Here is a 17,040-nt window from a genome sequence, read left to right as displayed (position 1 = left end):
GAACACGGAAGTTAAGCTCTCTAGCGCCGATGGTAGTTGGGACCTTGTCCCTGTGAGAGTAGGACGTCGCCAAGCAACTAAAACACGAGTCAAATGACTCGTGTTTTTTCGTGTTTTATTTTATAATCCATAGTAATAAAAAAATGTGTTTAAAGTATTAATATTTTGATTAAATACAGGAGAATGTGGCTAGGATAGTGAATAAGCAAAAGAGTTGCAAATTTTATTAATACGTATATAATTAAAGTCAAAGATAGTCAAAGTCAATAAAGGTGGCGGATAAATGAGAAATATATCTGATATCATTGAGCAATATCTAAAGCAAGTTATTGACTTAAGCAATAATAATGTGATTGAAATTAAGAGAAATGAGATTGCGGATCGGTTCGAGTGCGTACCATCTCAAATCAATTATGTAATCAATACCCGTTTTACGTTAGAAAGAGGATTTGTAGTAGAAAGTAAACGTGGTGGAGGAGGTTACATTCGCATTATAAAAGTCAAACTGCATGACGATATAGACATTATTGATCAAATGCTTCATATGATTGATCATAGTGTTGCGCAAGGGAATGCAGAAAGCATGATTATACGTTTAATAGAAGAGGGAATCATAACAAATCGTGAAGCGAAACTGATGTTAAGCGTAATAGATCGTTCTGTATTATCAATGGATGTTCCTTCTCGAGATGAACTTAGGGCTCGAATATTATGCGCAATGTTAAGAACACTGAAATATAAATAAATATAGCTTTTGTAAAAGAATGATGACTAAGATAAAGCAGTTAAATGTTGTAGAAGTTTTGAAAAAGAACATGCACTTTTATTTAAACGGATTCAGGAAAGCGAACAATCTAGTAATGTATGAAAAGTATCATGAGATAGAGCGTTCCTGTTGTAAAGGTGGGGATAGTGATGACTTGTCAAAACTGTAATATAAGACCAGCGACTTTACATTATACAAAAGTAATTAACGAGAAGAAGGCGGAAGTTCATCTTTGTGAGCAATGTGCAGAGCAAAGTGGCTATACGTCTTTCTTTCAATCATCGCAGTCTAACTTTTCATTTCATGATTTATTCGCTGGTTTATTACACGGTGAATCAACAATGTTTGAAGAAGGAAAAAATGGATTTTCAAATGCAAATATAGTAAGATGCCCAGATTGTAAGATGACATATGAACAATTTACAAAAGTGGGACGTTTTGGCTGTTCTTCTTGCTACGATACATTTAAGGAGCATTTAAAGCCACTATTAAAACGTCTTCATGGTGGACATACAGATCATTGTGGAAAAATTCCGGAACGTATAGAAGGAAATATCCACTTAAAGAAAGAATTAGATGAACTAAAACTCATTCTGAAACAATGCGTACAGAAAGAGGAATTTGAGAAAGCTGCAGAGGTAAGAGATAAGATTCGAGGTCTTGAAATACATCTTAGTGAGCATAGAGAGGGGGAATAGTTCTATGTCACTGGACAAAATTATGAATGAAGCGATTAGTCCATGGATGAAGGGGGATGGCCCTGATTCTGATATTGTTTTAAGTAGTCGAATTCGTTTGGCTCGTAATTTTAAACAATATCAATTTTCTACTATGCAAAACGAAGAAGAAGCTAAACAGATTCATGAATTATTTAAAAAGAAATTTATAAATAAAGCAGTAGGGTCCTTTGGGGAGTTTGGACTATTAAAGATGAATGAATTAACCCCTCTTCAAAGGAGAGTTTTAGTCGAAAAGCATTTAATTAGTCCAAATCTTGCAGGGACAGAATATGGAGCATGTCTACTATCAGAAAGTGAACATATTAGTGTTATGCTTAATGAAGAAGACCATATTCGGATTCAGTGCCTATTTTCAGGATTACAGTTATCAGAGGCGCTTCAAAGCGCCAATCAAATAGATAATTGGATTGAGAAAGAAGTTGAATACGCTTTTGATGAATCACTTGGATATATTACAAGCTGTCCTACTAATGTTGGCACAGGGTTAAGAGCTTCTGTGATGATTCATTTACCGGGACTGGTTTTAACAAAAAGAATTAGCCGTATTATACAAGTAATTCAAAAATTAGGGTTAGTAGTAAGAGGAATATACGGTGAAGGTAGCGAAGCGTTAGGTAATATATTTCAAGTGTCAAATCAAATGACGCTAGGAAAGTCTGAAGAAGATATTATTGCAGATTTAAAAGGTGTCATTCAACAAATTATACAGCAAGAAAAAATGGCTAGAGAATTAATTGTACAAAATTCAAGTATTGAACTTGAAGATAAGGTTTATCGTTCTTACGGCATACTAGCAAACAGTCGTTTAATTCAATCTGCAGAAGCTGCTAATTGCTTATCAGATGTACGACTTGGTATTGATCTAGGATATATAAAAGGTATATCGAGAAATATTTTGACGGAGTTAATGGTTCTTACTCAACCGGGCATTTTACAACAATACGCAGGGGGACCTTTAGGGCCAGAAGAAAGAGATTATCGAAGATCAACCTTAATCCGTGAGCGATTACGTATTGAAAAAAACTAAGCGCAAGTAGGAGGCGATTTCTATGATGTTTGGAAGATTTACAGAAAGAGCACAGAAAGTATTAGCTTTATCTCAAGAGGAAGCAATTCGTATTGGGCATAATAATATTGGAACAGAACATATTTTACTTGGGCTTGTACGCGAAGGTGAAGGAATTGCAGCAAAAGCGTTAATTGCTCTTGGATTAAGTCCAGAGAAAGTTCAAAAAGAAGTAGAAGCGTTAATTGGGCGTGGAACAGAAGCTTCTCAAACTGTACATTATACACCTCGTGCTAAAAAGGTTATTGAATTATCTATGGATGAAGCGCGTAAGCTAGGCCATTCTTACGTTGGAACAGAACACATTTTACTCGGTTTAATCCGTGAAGGTGAAGGTGTAGCGGCACGTGTTTTAAATAATTTAGGTGTAAGTTTAAATAAAGCGAGACAACAAGTGTTACAACTTCTTGGAAGTAATGAAGCTAGTTCAGGTCATCAAGGTGGTTCAGCAACAAATGCAAATACACCGACACTTGACAGTTTAGCAAGGGACTTAACAGTTGTTGCACGTGAAAATCGCTTAGACCCTGTTATTGGACGTGGTAAAGAAATTCAACGTGTAATTGAGGTGTTAAGCCGTAGAACGAAAAACAACCCAGTATTAATCGGTGAGCCTGGTGTAGGTAAAACGGCAATTGCAGAAGGATTAGCACAGCAAATTGTAAATAATGAAGTTCCTGAAACTTTAAGAGATAAGCGTGTTATGACACTAGACATGGGTACAGTAGTAGCTGGAACGAAATATCGCGGTGAATTTGAAGACCGTTTAAAGAAAGTGATGGATGAAATTCGCCAAGCAGGCAATATTATTCTATTTATTGATGAGCTTCATACATTAATTGGTGCCGGTGGAGCAGAAGGTGCAATCGATGCATCGAATATTTTAAAACCATCTTTAGCACGAGGAGAGTTACAATGTATTGGGGCGACAACTTTAGATGAGTATCGCAAATATATTGAAAAAGACGCGGCTTTAGAAAGACGTTTTCAACCAATTCATGTTGATGAGCCAAGTTTAGAAGAATCGATTCAAATCTTGAAAGGTTTACGTGACCGTTATGAGGCGCATCACCGTGTATCTATTACAGATGACGCTATTGATGCAGCTGTAAAACTTTCAGATCGTTATATTACAGATCGCTTTTTACCGGATAAAGCAATTGATTTAATTGATGAAGCTGCTTCAAAAGTTCGCTTACGTTCTTATACAACACCACCAAACTTAAAAGAGCTTGAAGTGAAGCTTGAGGAGATTCGAAAAGAAAAAGATGCGGCTGTACAAAGTCAAGAATTTGAAAAGGCTGCATCTTTACGTGATATGGAACAACGCTTACGAGAGAAGTTAGAAGATACAAAACGTCAATGGAAAGAGCAACAAGGAAAAGAAAATTCAGAGGTTACGGTAGAAGATATTGCAAATGTCGTTTCTACATGGACGCGTATCCCAGTTTCTAAACTTGCACAAACAGAGACTGATAAATTATTAAACTTAGAATCCATTCTTCATGATCGTTTAATTGGTCAAGATGAAGCGGTAGTAGCTGTAGCAAAAGCTGTTCGTCGTGCCAGAGCAGGATTAAAAGATCCGAAGCGCCCAATTGGTTCATTTATTTTCTTAGGGCCAACAGGTGTAGGTAAAACAGAACTTGCAAGAGCACTAGCAGAATCTATGTTCGGTGATGAAGATGCAATGATTCGCATCGATATGTCAGAGTACATGGAGAAGCATTCTACTTCCCGTTTAGTTGGTTCTCCTCCAGGATATGTTGGATATGAAGAAGGTGGACAATTAACAGAGAAAGTTCGTCGCAAGCCATATTCAGTTGTCTTATTAGATGAGGTAGAGAAAGCTCATCCGGATGTGTTTAATATTTTACTACAAGTATTAGAAGATGGTCGTTTAACCGATTCTAAAGGACGTACAGTAGATTTCCGTAATACAATTGTTATTATGACATCTAACGTTGGGGCAGATGCATTAAAACGTAATAAGTATCTTGGATTTAACGTACAAGATGAGAGCCGCGATTATTCGGATATGAAAGGCAAAGTAATGGATGAACTGAAAAAAGCATTTCGTCCAGAATTCTTAAACCGTATTGATGAAATTATCGTATTCCATATGCTTGAGAAAAAACATATTCAAGAAATAGTAACTCTTATGGTAAATCAGTTAGTGAATCGCTTAAAAGAACAAGAAATCGAATTGCAATTAACAGAAGGGGCAATTTCTGCTATTGCTGATAAAGGATTTGATCGTGAGTACGGTGCTCGTCCGCTTCGTAGGGCAATTCAGAAGCATGTAGAAGATAGACTATCTGAAGAACTTTTAAAAGGTGCTATTGAGAAAGGACAAAAAGTTATCTTTGATGTAGAAGGAGAATCATTTGTCATTCATAGTGCGGAAAAGGTAAAATAAGTATAGACAAACAAAGAGGGCTACGCGATAGCCCTCTTTCTTGTACGAGAAGGATAAACGTTTATAGACGAAAGTGAAGTGAACTATAAAAAGGTATGGCTAAAAAGAAAACGAAATTTATATGTCAAGAATGTGGTTATCAGTCACCGAAATATATGGGTAAATGTCCCGGATGTGGTCAATGGAATACACTTGTTGAAGAGATGGAACCAGTTGTATCATCAAGGCGCCTTAATTACGCGAATGCAATTCAAACGGAAGTAACAAAACCAAGACGTCTTACTGAAGTAGAAACAAAGTCTGAGGCACGTATTGAAACGGAATTTCAAGAGTTTAACCGTGTGCTTGGTGGCGGAATTGTAGATGGGTCCTTAGTACTTATTGGTGGAGACCCTGGGATTGGAAAATCAACATTACTATTACAGATTTCATCGCAATTAGCAGATTCTTCATATGATGTATTATACATATCGGGTGAGGAGTCGGCAAAGCAGATTAAACTTCGTGCAGATCGTTTGCATGTAAAGGGTAGCAATCTATTTGTTGTAGCAGAGACAGACCTGCAGCGTATTGCAGCACATATTGAAGAAATGAATCCAGCTTTTGTTGTTATTGATTCTATTCAAACGATACATTTACCTGAAGTGACGTCAGCACCAGGAAGTGTGGCACAAGTACGTGAATGTACAGCGGAATTAATGAAACTTGCAAAAACAAAAGGAATCCCTATTTTCATCGTCGGGCATGTGACAAAAGAAGGAGCAATTGCAGGACCTCGTATGTTAGAACATATGGTCGATGCAGTTCTCTACTTTGAGGGAGATCGACACCATACGTATCGTATTTTACGAGCTGTGAAGAACCGTTTTGGTTCCACGAATGAAATGGGTATCTTTGAAATGAAAGAGCTTGGTCTTGCGGAAGTTTTAAATCCTTCTGAAATCTTCCTTGAGGAAAGGCCGGTTGGTGTTGCAGGGTCAACAGTAGTTGCTTCAATGGAAGGAACAAGACCGGTTTTAGTAGAAATACAAGCTTTAATCTCCCCTACTAGTTTTGGAAATCCTCGAAGAATGGCGACGGGAATTGATCATAACCGTGTTTCGCTTATTATGGCAGTATTAGAAAAAAGAACAGGCTTACTATTGCAAAATCAAGATGCATATTTAAAAGTAGCTGGTGGTTTGAAATTAGATGAACCGGCAATTGATTTAGCAGTGGCTTTAAGTATAGCCTCAAGTTTTAGGGATAAATCTACGGCACCAACCGATGCAGTAATAGGAGAAGTAGGATTAACTGGAGAAATAAGAAGAGTATCAAGAATCGAACAACGTGTACAAGAAGCGGCTAAATTAGGATTTCAACGTGTTATTATTCCTAGAAAAAACTTAGGAGGATGGACAATTCCAGATGGGATTGAGGTTGTAGGTGTTTCTAATTTAGGAGAAGCGCTTCGTTTGACATTAGGAGGCTAGGCTATGGAAGAAAATAAGCAACGTGTCAAAAGTATGATTAATATTTTACAGCTCGTGGCCCCAGGGACACCACTGCGCGAAGGGATAGATAATGTACTTCGCGCACAAACAGGGGGACTAATTGTTCTTGGATATAATGAGCAGATTAAAAGTATTGTTGATGGCGGTTTTCACATTAATTGTGCATTCTCTCCTGCTAGTTTATATGAATTAGCAAAAATGGACGGGGCACTTATTTTAAATGAAACGGGAAGTAAAATTTTAATAGCAAATGCACAGTTAGTTCCAGAGGCATCTATTGATTCTATTGAAACAGGCATGCGTCACCGAACAGCAGAACGTGTAGCGAAGCAGACTGGTAGCCTTGTTGTAGCTATTTCACAAAGACGTAACGTAATTACGCTATATCAAGGGAACTTACGTTATACACTAAAAGATATAGGGGTTATTTTAACAAAGGCAAATCAAGCTATTCAAACGTTAGAAAAATATAAGGCTGTATGGAATGATGGTATTACGAATTTGGGCATTCTAGAATTTGAAGAGGTCGTTACAATGTCCGAGGTCGTTCACGTTTTACATAGTGTTGAAATGGTACTGCGTATTAAAAATGAAATATTGAGCTATATTCATGAGCTAGGAACAGAAGGTAGGTTAATCCGTTTACAACTTACAGAACTACTAGCTGATTTAGAGGCAGAGGCAGCATTATTAATCAAAGATTATCACCAAGAAAAAACACAAGACCATCATCAAATTTTGAAAAAGTTGCAGGACCTTGCAAATACACAACTTTTAGAGGATAGTGATTTAGTTAAATTACTTGGCTACCCAGGGCAAACGAGTTTAGAAGAAAGTGTGACGCCAAGGGGATATCGAATCACAAGCAAAATCTCTCGTGTTCCGCCACTTATCATTGAAAATTTAATTAATCGATTCAAAACGTTGCAAGGTGTTTGTCGCGCGACTATTCATGAATTGGATGATGTGGAAGGAATTGGAGAAGTAAGGGCGAAGAAAATACGAGAAGGCTTAAAAAGAATTCAAGAGCATCTCTATATGAGTAGACACAATTAAGAATATTACATTGATTCCATAATATAACGACACTAGAACATTTTTGGTATATGATATGATATATTGGTAAATAAAACTATTTATAAAAAAACACGTCCGCTTTTGCATTCGGCGTTTTGATTAGCGAAACAATGGTTAATAATGAGTAGGAGGTGGTTGGATGTTAAAACGGATCGTACAGCTCTTCTTTCTAGTAATTGGGGGAGCGTTAGGGATTTACTTAATCCCAAAAGTTATTAATGTATTAGACATCGGTGCTGTTCCTTTATTGGAAGGATCGTATGTTCGTGCAATTATTGGTGCAATTATTTTATTTTTAACAACATTTTGGCTTGTAGATTATATTGTTCAACTTATTAAGCATATTGAAGAGGCTCTTGTAAAGGCGCCTGTAGCAGATGTTTTATTTGGTACATTAGGGTTAATCTCTGGTCTCATTGTTGCATATTTAATTTTAATACCAATTCGTGAATTTACAATTCCGGTTATTAGCACAGTATTGCAAGTGTTCTTTACTCTTTTACTTGGATATTTAGGATTCCAAGTAGGATTTAAAAAGAGGAATGAATTGCTAGGATTATTTACATTACCCCAACGCGGAGGTAAGAAGAAAAACAATAGTGAGAACGAAGAGATAGAGGTAGAAAAATCTACGGCTCATTGGAAAATTCTCGATACGAGTGTAATTATTGATGGACGTATTGCTGATATTTGCCAAACGAAGTTTTTAGAAGGAACAATTGTAATTCCACAATTCGTATTAGAAGAGCTTCAGCATATTGCCGACTCCTCCGATGCTTTAAAGCGTAATCGTGGTCGCAGAGGACTAGACATTTTAAATCGTATTCAAAAAGAGATGCCGATTCCGGTAGAAATTTATGAAGGCGATTTCGAGGATATCCAAGAGGTGGATAGCAAACTTGTAAAGTTAGCTAAAATCACCGGTGGAACTGTAGTAACAAATGATTTTAACTTAAATAAAGTTTCTGAATTACAAGGAGTAACGGTGTTAAACATTAATGATTTAGCTAATGCAATTAAACCAGTTGTACTCCCTGGCGAAGAATTAAGTGTTTATGTTGTGAAAGATGGTAAAGAGCAAAACCAAGGTGTTGCGTACTTAGATGATGGTACGATGATTGTAGTAGAAGATGGTAGAGAGTATGTAGGTTCGCAACTTAATGTACTAGTTACTAGCGTATTACAAACATCGGCTGGTCGTATGATTTTCGCAAAACGTAAATTATTAGAAAAAGCATTATAGGTAGAGGATTATTAATATGTATACATTAATTATTCCGGCAGCCGGTCAAGGAAAGCGGATGGGTGCTGGCAAAAATAAGTTGTTCTTACTTATAAATGAAGTACCGATTATCGTGCATACATTACGTGCTTTTGAAAGAGATAAGGCGTGCAAAAGTATTGTTATGGCAATTAACGAAGAGGAACGCCCGTATTTTGAAGAATTAATGCAGAAGTATCCGATTGAAAAACAGGTGCAATTTATTCAAGGTGGGGCTGAAAGACAAGATAGTGTATATAACGCGATTCAGCATGCAAGTGATGTGGAATACGTTCTTGTGCATGACGGAGCGCGCCCATTCGTAACGAATAAAGTGATTCAAGATGTATTAACAGCAGCAGAAAAATATGGGGCTTCCATTTGTGCAGTGCCAGTAAAGGATACAGTGAAGAAAGTAGAACAAGGTGTTGTTGTCGAAACGGTAGAACGATCTCAGCTTAAGGCTGTACAAACACCGCAAGGGTTCTCTGTTTCGCTTTTGTTAGAAGCTCATAGAAGTGCAAAACAGAGCTGTTTTCTTGGTACAGATGATGCAAGTCTCGTAGAACGCATTGGTAAGCAAGTAGGTGTAGTAGAGGGGAGTTACTATAATATTAAAGTGACGACTCCAGAGGATTTACTAATTGCTGAAAGTTTCCTTCATGTTCAGAAAAAATAGCCGTGATGGTGTATAACAAAGGAAAGCTCGGCAATAGCCGGGCTTTTCTTTGTAAGGATATCGATATAATATAGAGTCATAAAGCTCAGTGGTTTAGCTCAAGGAGGATGTAAAGAATGTTTCGAATTGGACAAGGTTTTGATGTACATGAATTTGCAGAAGGTAGACCGTTAATTATCGGCGGAATTACAATTCCCCATGAGAAGGGATTAATCGGTCACTCAGATGCGGATGTATTGTTACATACGATTGCTGACGCATGTCTAGGAGCAATTGCAGCAGGAGATATTGGAAAGCATTTTCCTGATACTGATCCTGCCTTTAAAGATGCAGATTCAGCTATATTACTACAAAAGGTTTGGGAATTTGTACGCGAACAAGGTTACGAGCTAGGAAACCTAGATTGTACAATTATTGCTCAAAAGCCAAAAATGGCACCGCATATTGAAAGTATGCGTAAACGTATTAGTGAACTGTTAGAAACGTCTATAGATAACATTAATGTAAAGGCAACAACAACAGAAAAATTAGGATTTACAGGTAGAGAAGAAGGAATTGCTTCTCAAGCAGTGGTATTATTACAGAAAAAATAATGGTTTTTAATTCGTAAGATGGATAATCACATTTTTTTGTTGTACAATTATAGAATGTGTTGACATTAAGAATGGAAGGTGTACCAATTATGGAAAAGCAAGTGAGAGTGCGCTATGCGCCAAGTCCAACAGGACACTTACATATCGGAAATGCGCGTACGGCATTATTTAATTATTTATTTGCTCGTCATCAAGATGGTAAGTTTATTATTCGTATTGAAGATACTGATGTAAAACGTAATGTTGCAGGTGGAGAAGAAAGCCAATTAAAATACTTGAAATGGCTCGGTATGGACTGGGATGAAGGTGTTGATGTTGGTGGTGAATTCGGACCATATCGTCAAACAGAGCGTTTAGATATTTATAAAAAATTATATCTAGATTTATTAGAGCGTGGTTTAGCTTACAAATGTTATATGACAGAAGAAGAGCTGGAAGCAGAGCGTGAAGGACAAATTTCTCGTGGTGAAACACCTCGTTATGCAGGTAACCATCGTGATTTAACTGAAGAACAAATGAAAGAATTTGAAGCTGAGGGACGTATTCCAAGTATTCGTTTCCGTGTACCAGCTGATCGTGATTACACATTCAAAGACATCGTAAAAGATGAAGTTGCATTCCATTCAAATGATTTCGGTGATTTTGTTATCGTGAAAAAAGATGGAATTCCAACTTATAACTTTGCGGTAGCAGTAGATGATCACTTAATGGAGATTACACATGTGCTTCGTGGCGATGATCATATTTCAAATACGCCAAAACAAATGATGATTTATGAAGCTTTCGGTTGGGACATCCCACAATTCGGTCATATGACCCTAATTGTTAACGAAAGCCGTAAAAAGTTAAGTAAACGTGATGAATCTATTATTCAATTTATTGAGCAATATAAAGAGCTAGGATATCTTCCAGAAGCAATCTTTAACTTTATTGCACTACTAGGTTGGTCGCCGGTAGGAGAAGAAGAGATCTTCTCTAAAGATGAGTTCATCAAAATGTTCGATGCAGCTCGTTTATCAAAATCACCTGCATTATTTGATTCTCAAAAATTAAAATGGATGAACAACCAGTATATGAAAAAGCAAGATTTAGATACGGTTGTAGAGTTAAGTTTACCGCATTTAGTGAAAGCTGGACGTGTAGGCGAAACTTTAAGTGAACAAGAACAAGCTTGGATTCGTGATGTAATTGCTTTATATCATGACCAAATGAGTTTCGGAGCTGAAATCGTAGAGCTTTCTGAAATGTTCTTTAAAGATCATGTTGATTATGAAGAAGAAGGACAAGAAGTGTTAAATGGTGAACAGGTACCTGAAGTACTTCGTGCATTTGCTGGTCAAATAGAAGCTCTAGAAGCGATGGAGCCTGCAGCGATTAAGGCAGCTATTAAAGCAGTTCAAAAGGAAACAGGGCATAAAGGTAAAAACTTATTTATGCCAATCCGTGTTGCTACTACTGGTCAAACACATGGTCCAGAGCTTCCTAATGCGATTGCACTTCTTGGGAAAGAAAAAGTTTTAAATCGTCTTCAAAAAGTAATTGGTTAACATTTTCTAGGTTTAGAAATATAATAAGTATACTTAAAATCTAATAAGGAAAAGCGACGAGAAGGAGAAGTAGAAAATCAGGCTTTTTACAGAGAGAACCACCTTTAGGCTGGAAGTGGTTTATAAGCGGATTTTTGAAATGCCCCTTCGAGTCTTCTGCTGAACAACGAATTGTTTCGTGAAATGTCTTAGGGCGTAAAGTAAGCAGAAGCGGTGTACACCGTTATCATGGATGAGTTTGAGGCTTTTTTATTAGCCTAAACAGAGTGGAACCGCGCTTAAAAGGCGTCTCTGTCAATATGACAGAGGCGTCTTTTTTTATACCGTAAAAGTCGGTATAAGTATAGGTTTGATCTCCTTGTATAAAGATTTAGAGGATAAGTGGGGAGTTAAGGGAGTTAGTTCACTCGAAAAAGCAGCCCATAAAGGGGAGGGGACATCGATGTTTAAGAGGCTTCGGGAAGATATTGAAGTCGTTTTTGAACAGGATCCAGCAGCACGAAGTTATTTCGAAGTCATTTTGACTTACTCTGGATTACATGCAGTTTGGGCCCATCGAATTGCACATGCTTTTTATAAAAAGAATTTCTTTTTTATTGCACGTTGGATTTCACAAGTTAGTCGGTTTTTTACTGGCATTGAGATTCATCCAGGAGCAACAATTGGTCGTCATTTTTTCATTGACCATGGAATGGGGGTTGTAATTGGAGAAACGTGTGAGATTGGTGATAATGTAACAATTTATCAAGGTGTTACATTAGGTGGTACGGGAAAAGAAAAGGGAAAGAGGCACCCTACAATTCAGGATAATGTATTAATTGCAACAGGTGCTAAAGTACTAGGCTCAATTACTGTTGGAGAGAATTCTAAAATTGGAGCAGGATCCGTTGTATTAAAAGAAGTCCCTGCGCATTCTACAGTTGTAGGTATACCTGGCCGAGTCGTTATTCAAAATGGAGTGAAGATTGGTCAAGAGTTAAATCATTCCGATCTTCCGGATCCGATTTTTGATAAATTAAAGGTTATGGAAGCAGAACTTGATAAATTGAAAAAGCAACTTGAAGTAAAGGTAGAAAGGAAGGATAAAAATGACTATTCACATTTATAATACGCTAACACGTCAAAAGGAAGAGTTTATTCCATTAGAAGAAAATAAGGTAAAGATGTATGTTTGCGGTCCTACAGTATATAACTACATCCATATTGGGAATGCGAGACCCCCTATGGTGTTCGATACAGTACGCCGTTATTTAGAATACAAAGGGTACGAAGTGCAGTATGTATCTAACTTTACTGACGTAGATGATAAATTAATTAAAGCGGCAAATGAATTAGGTGAAGATGTACCGACAATTGCTGACCGTTTCGTTGAAGCATATTTTGAAGATGTAACCGCACTAGGTTGCAAACATGCAACAGTTCATCCGCGTGTAACAGAAAATATGGATATTATTATTGAATTTATTCAAGAACTTGTGAATAAAGGGTATGCATATGAATCAGAAGGTGATGTGTACTTTAGAACGAAAGAATTCGAAGGTTACGGTAAATTATCGCATCAGCCAATCGCTGATTTACGTCATGGTGCACGTATTGAAGTAGGAGAAAAGAAACAAGACCCTCTTGACTTTGCTTTATGGAAAGCTGCAAAAGAGGGAGAAATCTTCTGGGAAAGCCCTTGGGGGAAAGGACGTCCAGGGTGGCATATTGAATGCTCAGCGATGGCACGTAAGTACTTAGGGGATACAATTGACATTCATGCTGGTGGTCAAGACTTAGCATTTCCTCATCATGAAAATGAAATTGCGCAGTCCGAGGCGTTGACTGGAAAAACATTTGCACGTTACTGGATGCATAATGGATATATTAATATTGATAATGAGAAGATGTCTAAGTCACTTGGAAACTTCATTTTAGTTCACGATATCATTAAGCAATATGATCCACAGTTAATTAGATTCTTTATGCTATCAGTACATTACCGTCATCCAATTAACTTTAGTGAAGAGTTATTACAAAGTACGAATAACGGGCTAGAAAGAATTAAAACAGCTTACGGTAACTTAAAGCATCGTATGGAAAGTAGCGCGAATTTAACAGATCATAATGAGAAATGGTTAGCTGAGATGGAAAAATTCCAGGCTGCATTTGAAGAAGCAATGGATGATGACTTCAATACTGCTAATGCGATTACTGAATTATATAATGTAGCAAATCACGCAAATCAATATTTATTAGAAGAACATACTTCTAAAGTTGTAATTGAAGCATACGTGAAACAACTTGAAACATTATTCGATATTTTAGGATTAGAATTAGCAAAAGAAGAATTGCTTGATGAGGAAATTGAGGCACTTATCCAAAAGCGTATTGAAGCTCGTAAAAATCGTGATTTCGCATTATCTGATCAAATTCGCGATGATTTAAAAGAACGGAATATTATTTTAGAAGATACCGCACAAGGTACAAGATGGAAAAGAGGATAAGAATGATTGATGCAAAGCAATTAAACAGCTTAGCGTTAGCATATATGGGTGATGCGGTATATGAACAATATATCCGCTATCACCTCCTTCAAAAAGGAAAAGTTCGTCCTAATCAATTACATCGCTTAGGGACGAGCTTTGTTTCGGCAAAAGCACAGGCGAAAGTTGTTTATCATTTATTAGAGACGTCATTTTTGACAGAGGAAGAAGAGGCGGTATTAAGAAGAGGGCGTAATGCAAATTCAGGTACCGTTCCGAAAAATACGGATGTACAAACATATCGACATAGTACAGCCTTTGAAGCGCTAATTGGTTATCATCACTTATTAAATAATCGTGAAAGATTAGACGAAATTGTATATAAGGCAATTGCAGTTTTAGAAGAAAAGGAAGGGGGCACATCATCATGAGTAGTGAATATATTATCGGACGTAACCCTGTAATTGAAGCGTTACGATCAGGGAGAGATATTAATAAAATTTGGATCGCAGAAGGTGCTGCCAAAGGGCAAGTGCAGATTGTACTAGCATTAGCGAAAGAAAATAAGATTATTTTACAACATGCACCAAAGAAGAAGTTAGATCAATTAGTTGAGGGTAATCATCAAGGTGTAATTGCTCAAGTAGCTGCATACCAGTATGCTGAATTAGAAGATTTATTCAAAGTAGCAGAAAAACGTAATGAAGATCCATTCTTCTTAATCTTAGATGAAATTGAAGATCCGCATAACCTAGGTTCTATTATGCGTACTGCTGATGCCACAGGAGCTCATGGGGTTATTATTCCGAAAAGAAGGGCTGTAGGACTTACAGCATCAGTTGCGAAAGCATCAACAGGAGCAATTGAATATATTCCAGTTGCGCGCGTAACAAACTTATCTCGCACAATTGATGAATTGAAGGAACGCGGACTTTGGATTGCTGGTACAGATGCCAAAGGAAAAACGGATTACCGTAATTTAGATGGTAAAATGCCGATTGGATTAGTAATTGGTAGTGAAGGAAAAGGTATGAGTCGTATTATTGGTGAAAAGTGTGATTTCTTAATTACTTTACCGATGGTTGGTAAAGTTACATCCTTAAATGCTTCAGTAGCCGCAAGTTTGTTAATGTATGAGGTATATCGTAAACGTCACGAAATTGGTAAATAAAAAATGAACGATATTTTAATCGTTGACGGTTACAACATTATCGGAGCTTGGGGAGACTTGAAAAAACTACGGGATGTAGATTTGCAATCATCAAGAGACGCGCTTATTGATAAGATGGCGGATTATCAAGGATATACAGGAACGAAAGTAATGATAGTCTTTGATGCCTATACAGTCCACGGTATTGAAAAAAAGATGAAACAATCGCGGGTGGAAGTAATATTCACGCGCAAAAATCAAACTGCGGACGAAAAAATAGAGAAACTTGCGATTGAGCTTAGAAATATAAATACACAAATATATGTTGCGACTTCTGATTATACGGAACAATGGGTTATATTTGCGCAAGGTGCCCTTCGGAAATCTGCGCGTGAATTAGAGTTAGAAGTACAAGCGATGGAACAACAAGTAAGAAGACGTACAAAAGACACGAAAGAAAAGCAACCTGCCATGCGAAAGATATTTAGTGAGGATATTACAGAAAAATTAGAAAAATTAAGAAGAGGAGAGCGTTGAAGCATTGACGCTCTTTGTCTTTTTACTGTATAATATTGCTAAATAAATAGCGGTCGGAGGGATCAAGGTGGAAGCAGGCTTCGTAAGTGTAGGCGACGTTACATTTCGTGATTTAGAGGATGAGGCAATCGTTGAGTTAGTTCGAAAAGGTAATACTGACGCTCTAGAATATTTAATTCATAAATATAAGAACTTTGTTCGCGCGAAATCAAGATCTTATTTCTTGGTGGGTGCCGATCGAGAAGATATTGTTCAAGAAGGTATGATTGGATTGTTTAAAGCAATTCGTGATTATAAAGAGGACAAGCTGTCTTCGTTCAAAGCATTTGCTGAACTGTGTATTACTCGACAAATTATTACCGCTATTAAAACAGCAACAAGACAAAAACATATTCCTTTAAATTCGTATGTGTCTTTAGATAAGCCGATTTACGATGAGGAATCTGATCGAACGTTATTGGATGTTATTTCCGAAGCGAAGGTGACTGATCCTGAAGAGATGATCATTAGTCAAGAAGAATATACCGACATAGAGTCTAAAATATCTGAATTATTAAGCGATTTAGAAAGAAAAGTACTTTCTTTATACTTAGATGGTCGCTCTTATCAAGAGATTTCGGAACAGTTAAATAGACATGTGAAATCTATTGATAACGCTTTACAGCGGGTGAAGAGAAAATTGGAACGATATATGGAAATGAGAGAGAGTACAACTTTAAATTCATAGAAAGTAACGCAGGTGTAAATTAATTCACCTGTTTTCTTTTTGTAACGAGAGTGAGAGTCATGACATTGACATTGTCTTTTGTTGTATGATACATTTTTAGGGACATAATGTTACAAGGCTGGTGTAACTAATGAGGAAAAAAGTTGTACTCTCATGTGAAGAGTGTAAAAATCGAAACTACTCTACGATGAAAGATACGAGCTCAGTAGAGCGACTTGAGATAAAGAAGTTTTGTAAAACATGCAATAAGCATACAGTTCACAAGGAAACAAAATAAATAATACACTGGAGGTCCCGCAGATGCGTTTAACGAACTTTTTCGGCGATGTAGGTCGCGAAATGAAAAAAGTAAGTTGGCCTAAAAAAGATGAATTACTCCGCTCAACAGCGACTGTTATCGCTACAGTTGTGTTCTTTGCGATTTTCTTCGCAGTAGTTGATATGGGCATTTCTTCTTTAATTCGGTTAATTCTTGGTTAATTCTTGAATAAGAAGCACTTATCCATGATATAATGTTATT

The 17,040-nt window shown here is 37.0% G+C and carries 18 protein-coding genes and 1 other annotated feature; all 18 genes read left to right on the top strand.

Going from position 1 to position 17,040, the window contains the following annotated elements; translation table 11 throughout:
* Positions 1 to 283: 283 nt before the first annotated feature.
* The 18 genes from ctsR (at position 284) to secE (ending at position 17,000) form a co-directional block, all read left to right on the top strand.
* A complete protein-coding gene (gene ctsR / locus JDS98_RS28070; protein WP_001244560.1) occupies positions 284 to 745 on the top strand; it encodes a transcriptional regulator CtsR in 462 nt (153 codons plus the stop codon).
* Between the two features lie 170 nt (positions 746 to 915).
* On the top strand, positions 916 to 1,464 hold the full coding sequence (locus tag JDS98_RS28065; RefSeq protein ID WP_000128388.1) for a protein-arginine kinase activator protein McsA: 549 nt from the start codon (positions 916 to 918) through the stop codon (positions 1,462 to 1,464).
* A gap of 4 nt (positions 1,465 to 1,468) precedes the next feature.
* Positions 1,469 to 2,533, top strand: a complete 1,065-nt coding sequence (locus tag JDS98_RS28060; protein ID WP_000050835.1) for a protein-arginine kinase McsB — start codon at positions 1,469 to 1,471, stop codon at positions 2,531 to 2,533.
* A 22-nt stretch (positions 2,534 to 2,555) separates the two neighbouring features.
* A complete protein-coding gene (gene clpC, locus JDS98_RS28055; RefSeq protein ID WP_000971171.1) occupies positions 2,556 to 4,991 on the top strand; it encodes an ATP-dependent protease ATP-binding subunit ClpC in 2,436 nt (811 codons plus the stop codon).
* 95 nt (positions 4,992 to 5,086) lie between these two features.
* A complete protein-coding gene (gene radA / locus JDS98_RS28050) occupies positions 5,087 to 6,463 on the top strand; it encodes a DNA repair protein RadA (RefSeq protein ID WP_001085199.1) in 1,377 nt (458 codons plus the stop codon).
* Positions 6,464 to 6,466: 3 nt separating this feature from the next.
* Entirely contained in the window at positions 6,467 to 7,540 is a 1,074-nt protein-coding gene (gene disA, locus JDS98_RS28045) for a DNA integrity scanning diadenylate cyclase DisA (protein ID WP_000392164.1), read from the top strand.
* 160 nt (positions 7,541 to 7,700) lie between these two features.
* Positions 7,701 to 8,804, top strand: a complete 1,104-nt coding sequence (locus JDS98_RS28040) for a PIN/TRAM domain-containing protein (RefSeq protein ID WP_000919680.1) — start codon at positions 7,701 to 7,703, stop codon at positions 8,802 to 8,804.
* A gap of 16 nt (positions 8,805 to 8,820) precedes the next feature.
* Positions 8,821 to 9,501, top strand: a complete 681-nt coding sequence (gene ispD, locus JDS98_RS28035) for a 2-C-methyl-D-erythritol 4-phosphate cytidylyltransferase (protein ID WP_000288308.1) — start codon at positions 8,821 to 8,823, stop codon at positions 9,499 to 9,501.
* A gap of 116 nt (positions 9,502 to 9,617) precedes the next feature.
* Positions 9,618 to 10,094: a 2-C-methyl-D-erythritol 2,4-cyclodiphosphate synthase gene (gene ispF / locus JDS98_RS28030; protein WP_000488380.1), complete on the top strand. Its 477-nt coding sequence runs from the start codon at positions 9,618 to 9,620 to the stop codon at positions 10,092 to 10,094.
* 89 nt (positions 10,095 to 10,183) lie between these two features.
* Positions 10,184 to 11,641, top strand: coding sequence for a glutamate--tRNA ligase (gene gltX / locus JDS98_RS28025; RefSeq protein ID WP_000415160.1), 1,458 nt, complete (start codon positions 10,184 to 10,186; stop codon positions 11,639 to 11,641).
* Positions 11,642 to 11,688: 47 nt separating this feature from the next.
* Positions 11,689 to 11,937: a binding site (T-box leader), on the top strand.
* Between the two features lie 146 nt (positions 11,938 to 12,083).
* The gene (gene cysE, locus JDS98_RS28020) at positions 12,084 to 12,749 is read left to right on the top strand and encodes a serine O-acetyltransferase (protein WP_000476498.1); all 666 of its coding nucleotides are present in this window, start codon (positions 12,084 to 12,086) and stop codon (positions 12,747 to 12,749) included.
* Positions 12,730 to 14,127: a cysteine--tRNA ligase gene (cysS, locus tag JDS98_RS28015; protein ID WP_000152262.1), complete on the top strand. Its 1,398-nt coding sequence runs from the start codon at positions 12,730 to 12,732 to the stop codon at positions 14,125 to 14,127. The genes cysE and cysS overlap by 20 nt, the downstream gene beginning before the upstream one ends.
* Positions 14,128 to 14,129: 2 nt before the next feature.
* Entirely contained in the window at positions 14,130 to 14,537 is a 408-nt protein-coding gene (locus tag JDS98_RS28010) for a Mini-ribonuclease 3 (protein ID WP_000564265.1), read from the top strand.
* Complete coding sequence (gene rlmB, locus JDS98_RS28005) at positions 14,534 to 15,277, top strand: 23S rRNA (guanosine(2251)-2'-O)-methyltransferase RlmB (RefSeq protein WP_000093761.1); 744 nt, start codon at positions 14,534 to 14,536, stop codon at positions 15,275 to 15,277. Before JDS98_RS28010 ends, rlmB begins: the two co-directional genes overlap by 4 nt.
* A gap of 3 nt (positions 15,278 to 15,280) precedes the next feature.
* A complete protein-coding gene (locus tag JDS98_RS28000; protein ID WP_000997879.1) occupies positions 15,281 to 15,793 on the top strand; it encodes an NYN domain-containing protein in 513 nt (170 codons plus the stop codon).
* 67 nt (positions 15,794 to 15,860) lie between these two features.
* Entirely contained in the window at positions 15,861 to 16,520 is a 660-nt protein-coding gene (locus JDS98_RS27995) for an RNA polymerase factor sigma-70 (protein ID WP_000387198.1), read from the top strand.
* 130 nt (positions 16,521 to 16,650) lie between these two features.
* Positions 16,651 to 16,797, top strand: a complete 147-nt coding sequence (gene rpmG / locus JDS98_RS27990) for a 50S ribosomal protein L33 (RefSeq protein ID WP_012260172.1) — start codon at positions 16,651 to 16,653, stop codon at positions 16,795 to 16,797.
* Positions 16,798 to 16,820: 23 nt separating this feature from the next.
* Positions 16,821 to 17,000: a preprotein translocase subunit SecE gene (gene secE / locus JDS98_RS27985; protein ID WP_001241321.1), complete on the top strand. Its 180-nt coding sequence runs from the start codon at positions 16,821 to 16,823 to the stop codon at positions 16,998 to 17,000.
* Positions 17,001 to 17,040: the final 40 nt, after the last annotated feature.

Origin of the sequence: Bacillus cereus group sp. N11 (assembly GCF_016483605.1) — a bacterium.
GTDB lineage: Bacteria > Bacillota > Bacilli > Bacillales > Bacillaceae_G > Bacillus_A > Bacillus_A toyonensis.
The sequence above is the reverse complement of the archived record's forward strand: the minus strand, read 5'-3'. Positions and strand labels throughout refer to the sequence as shown.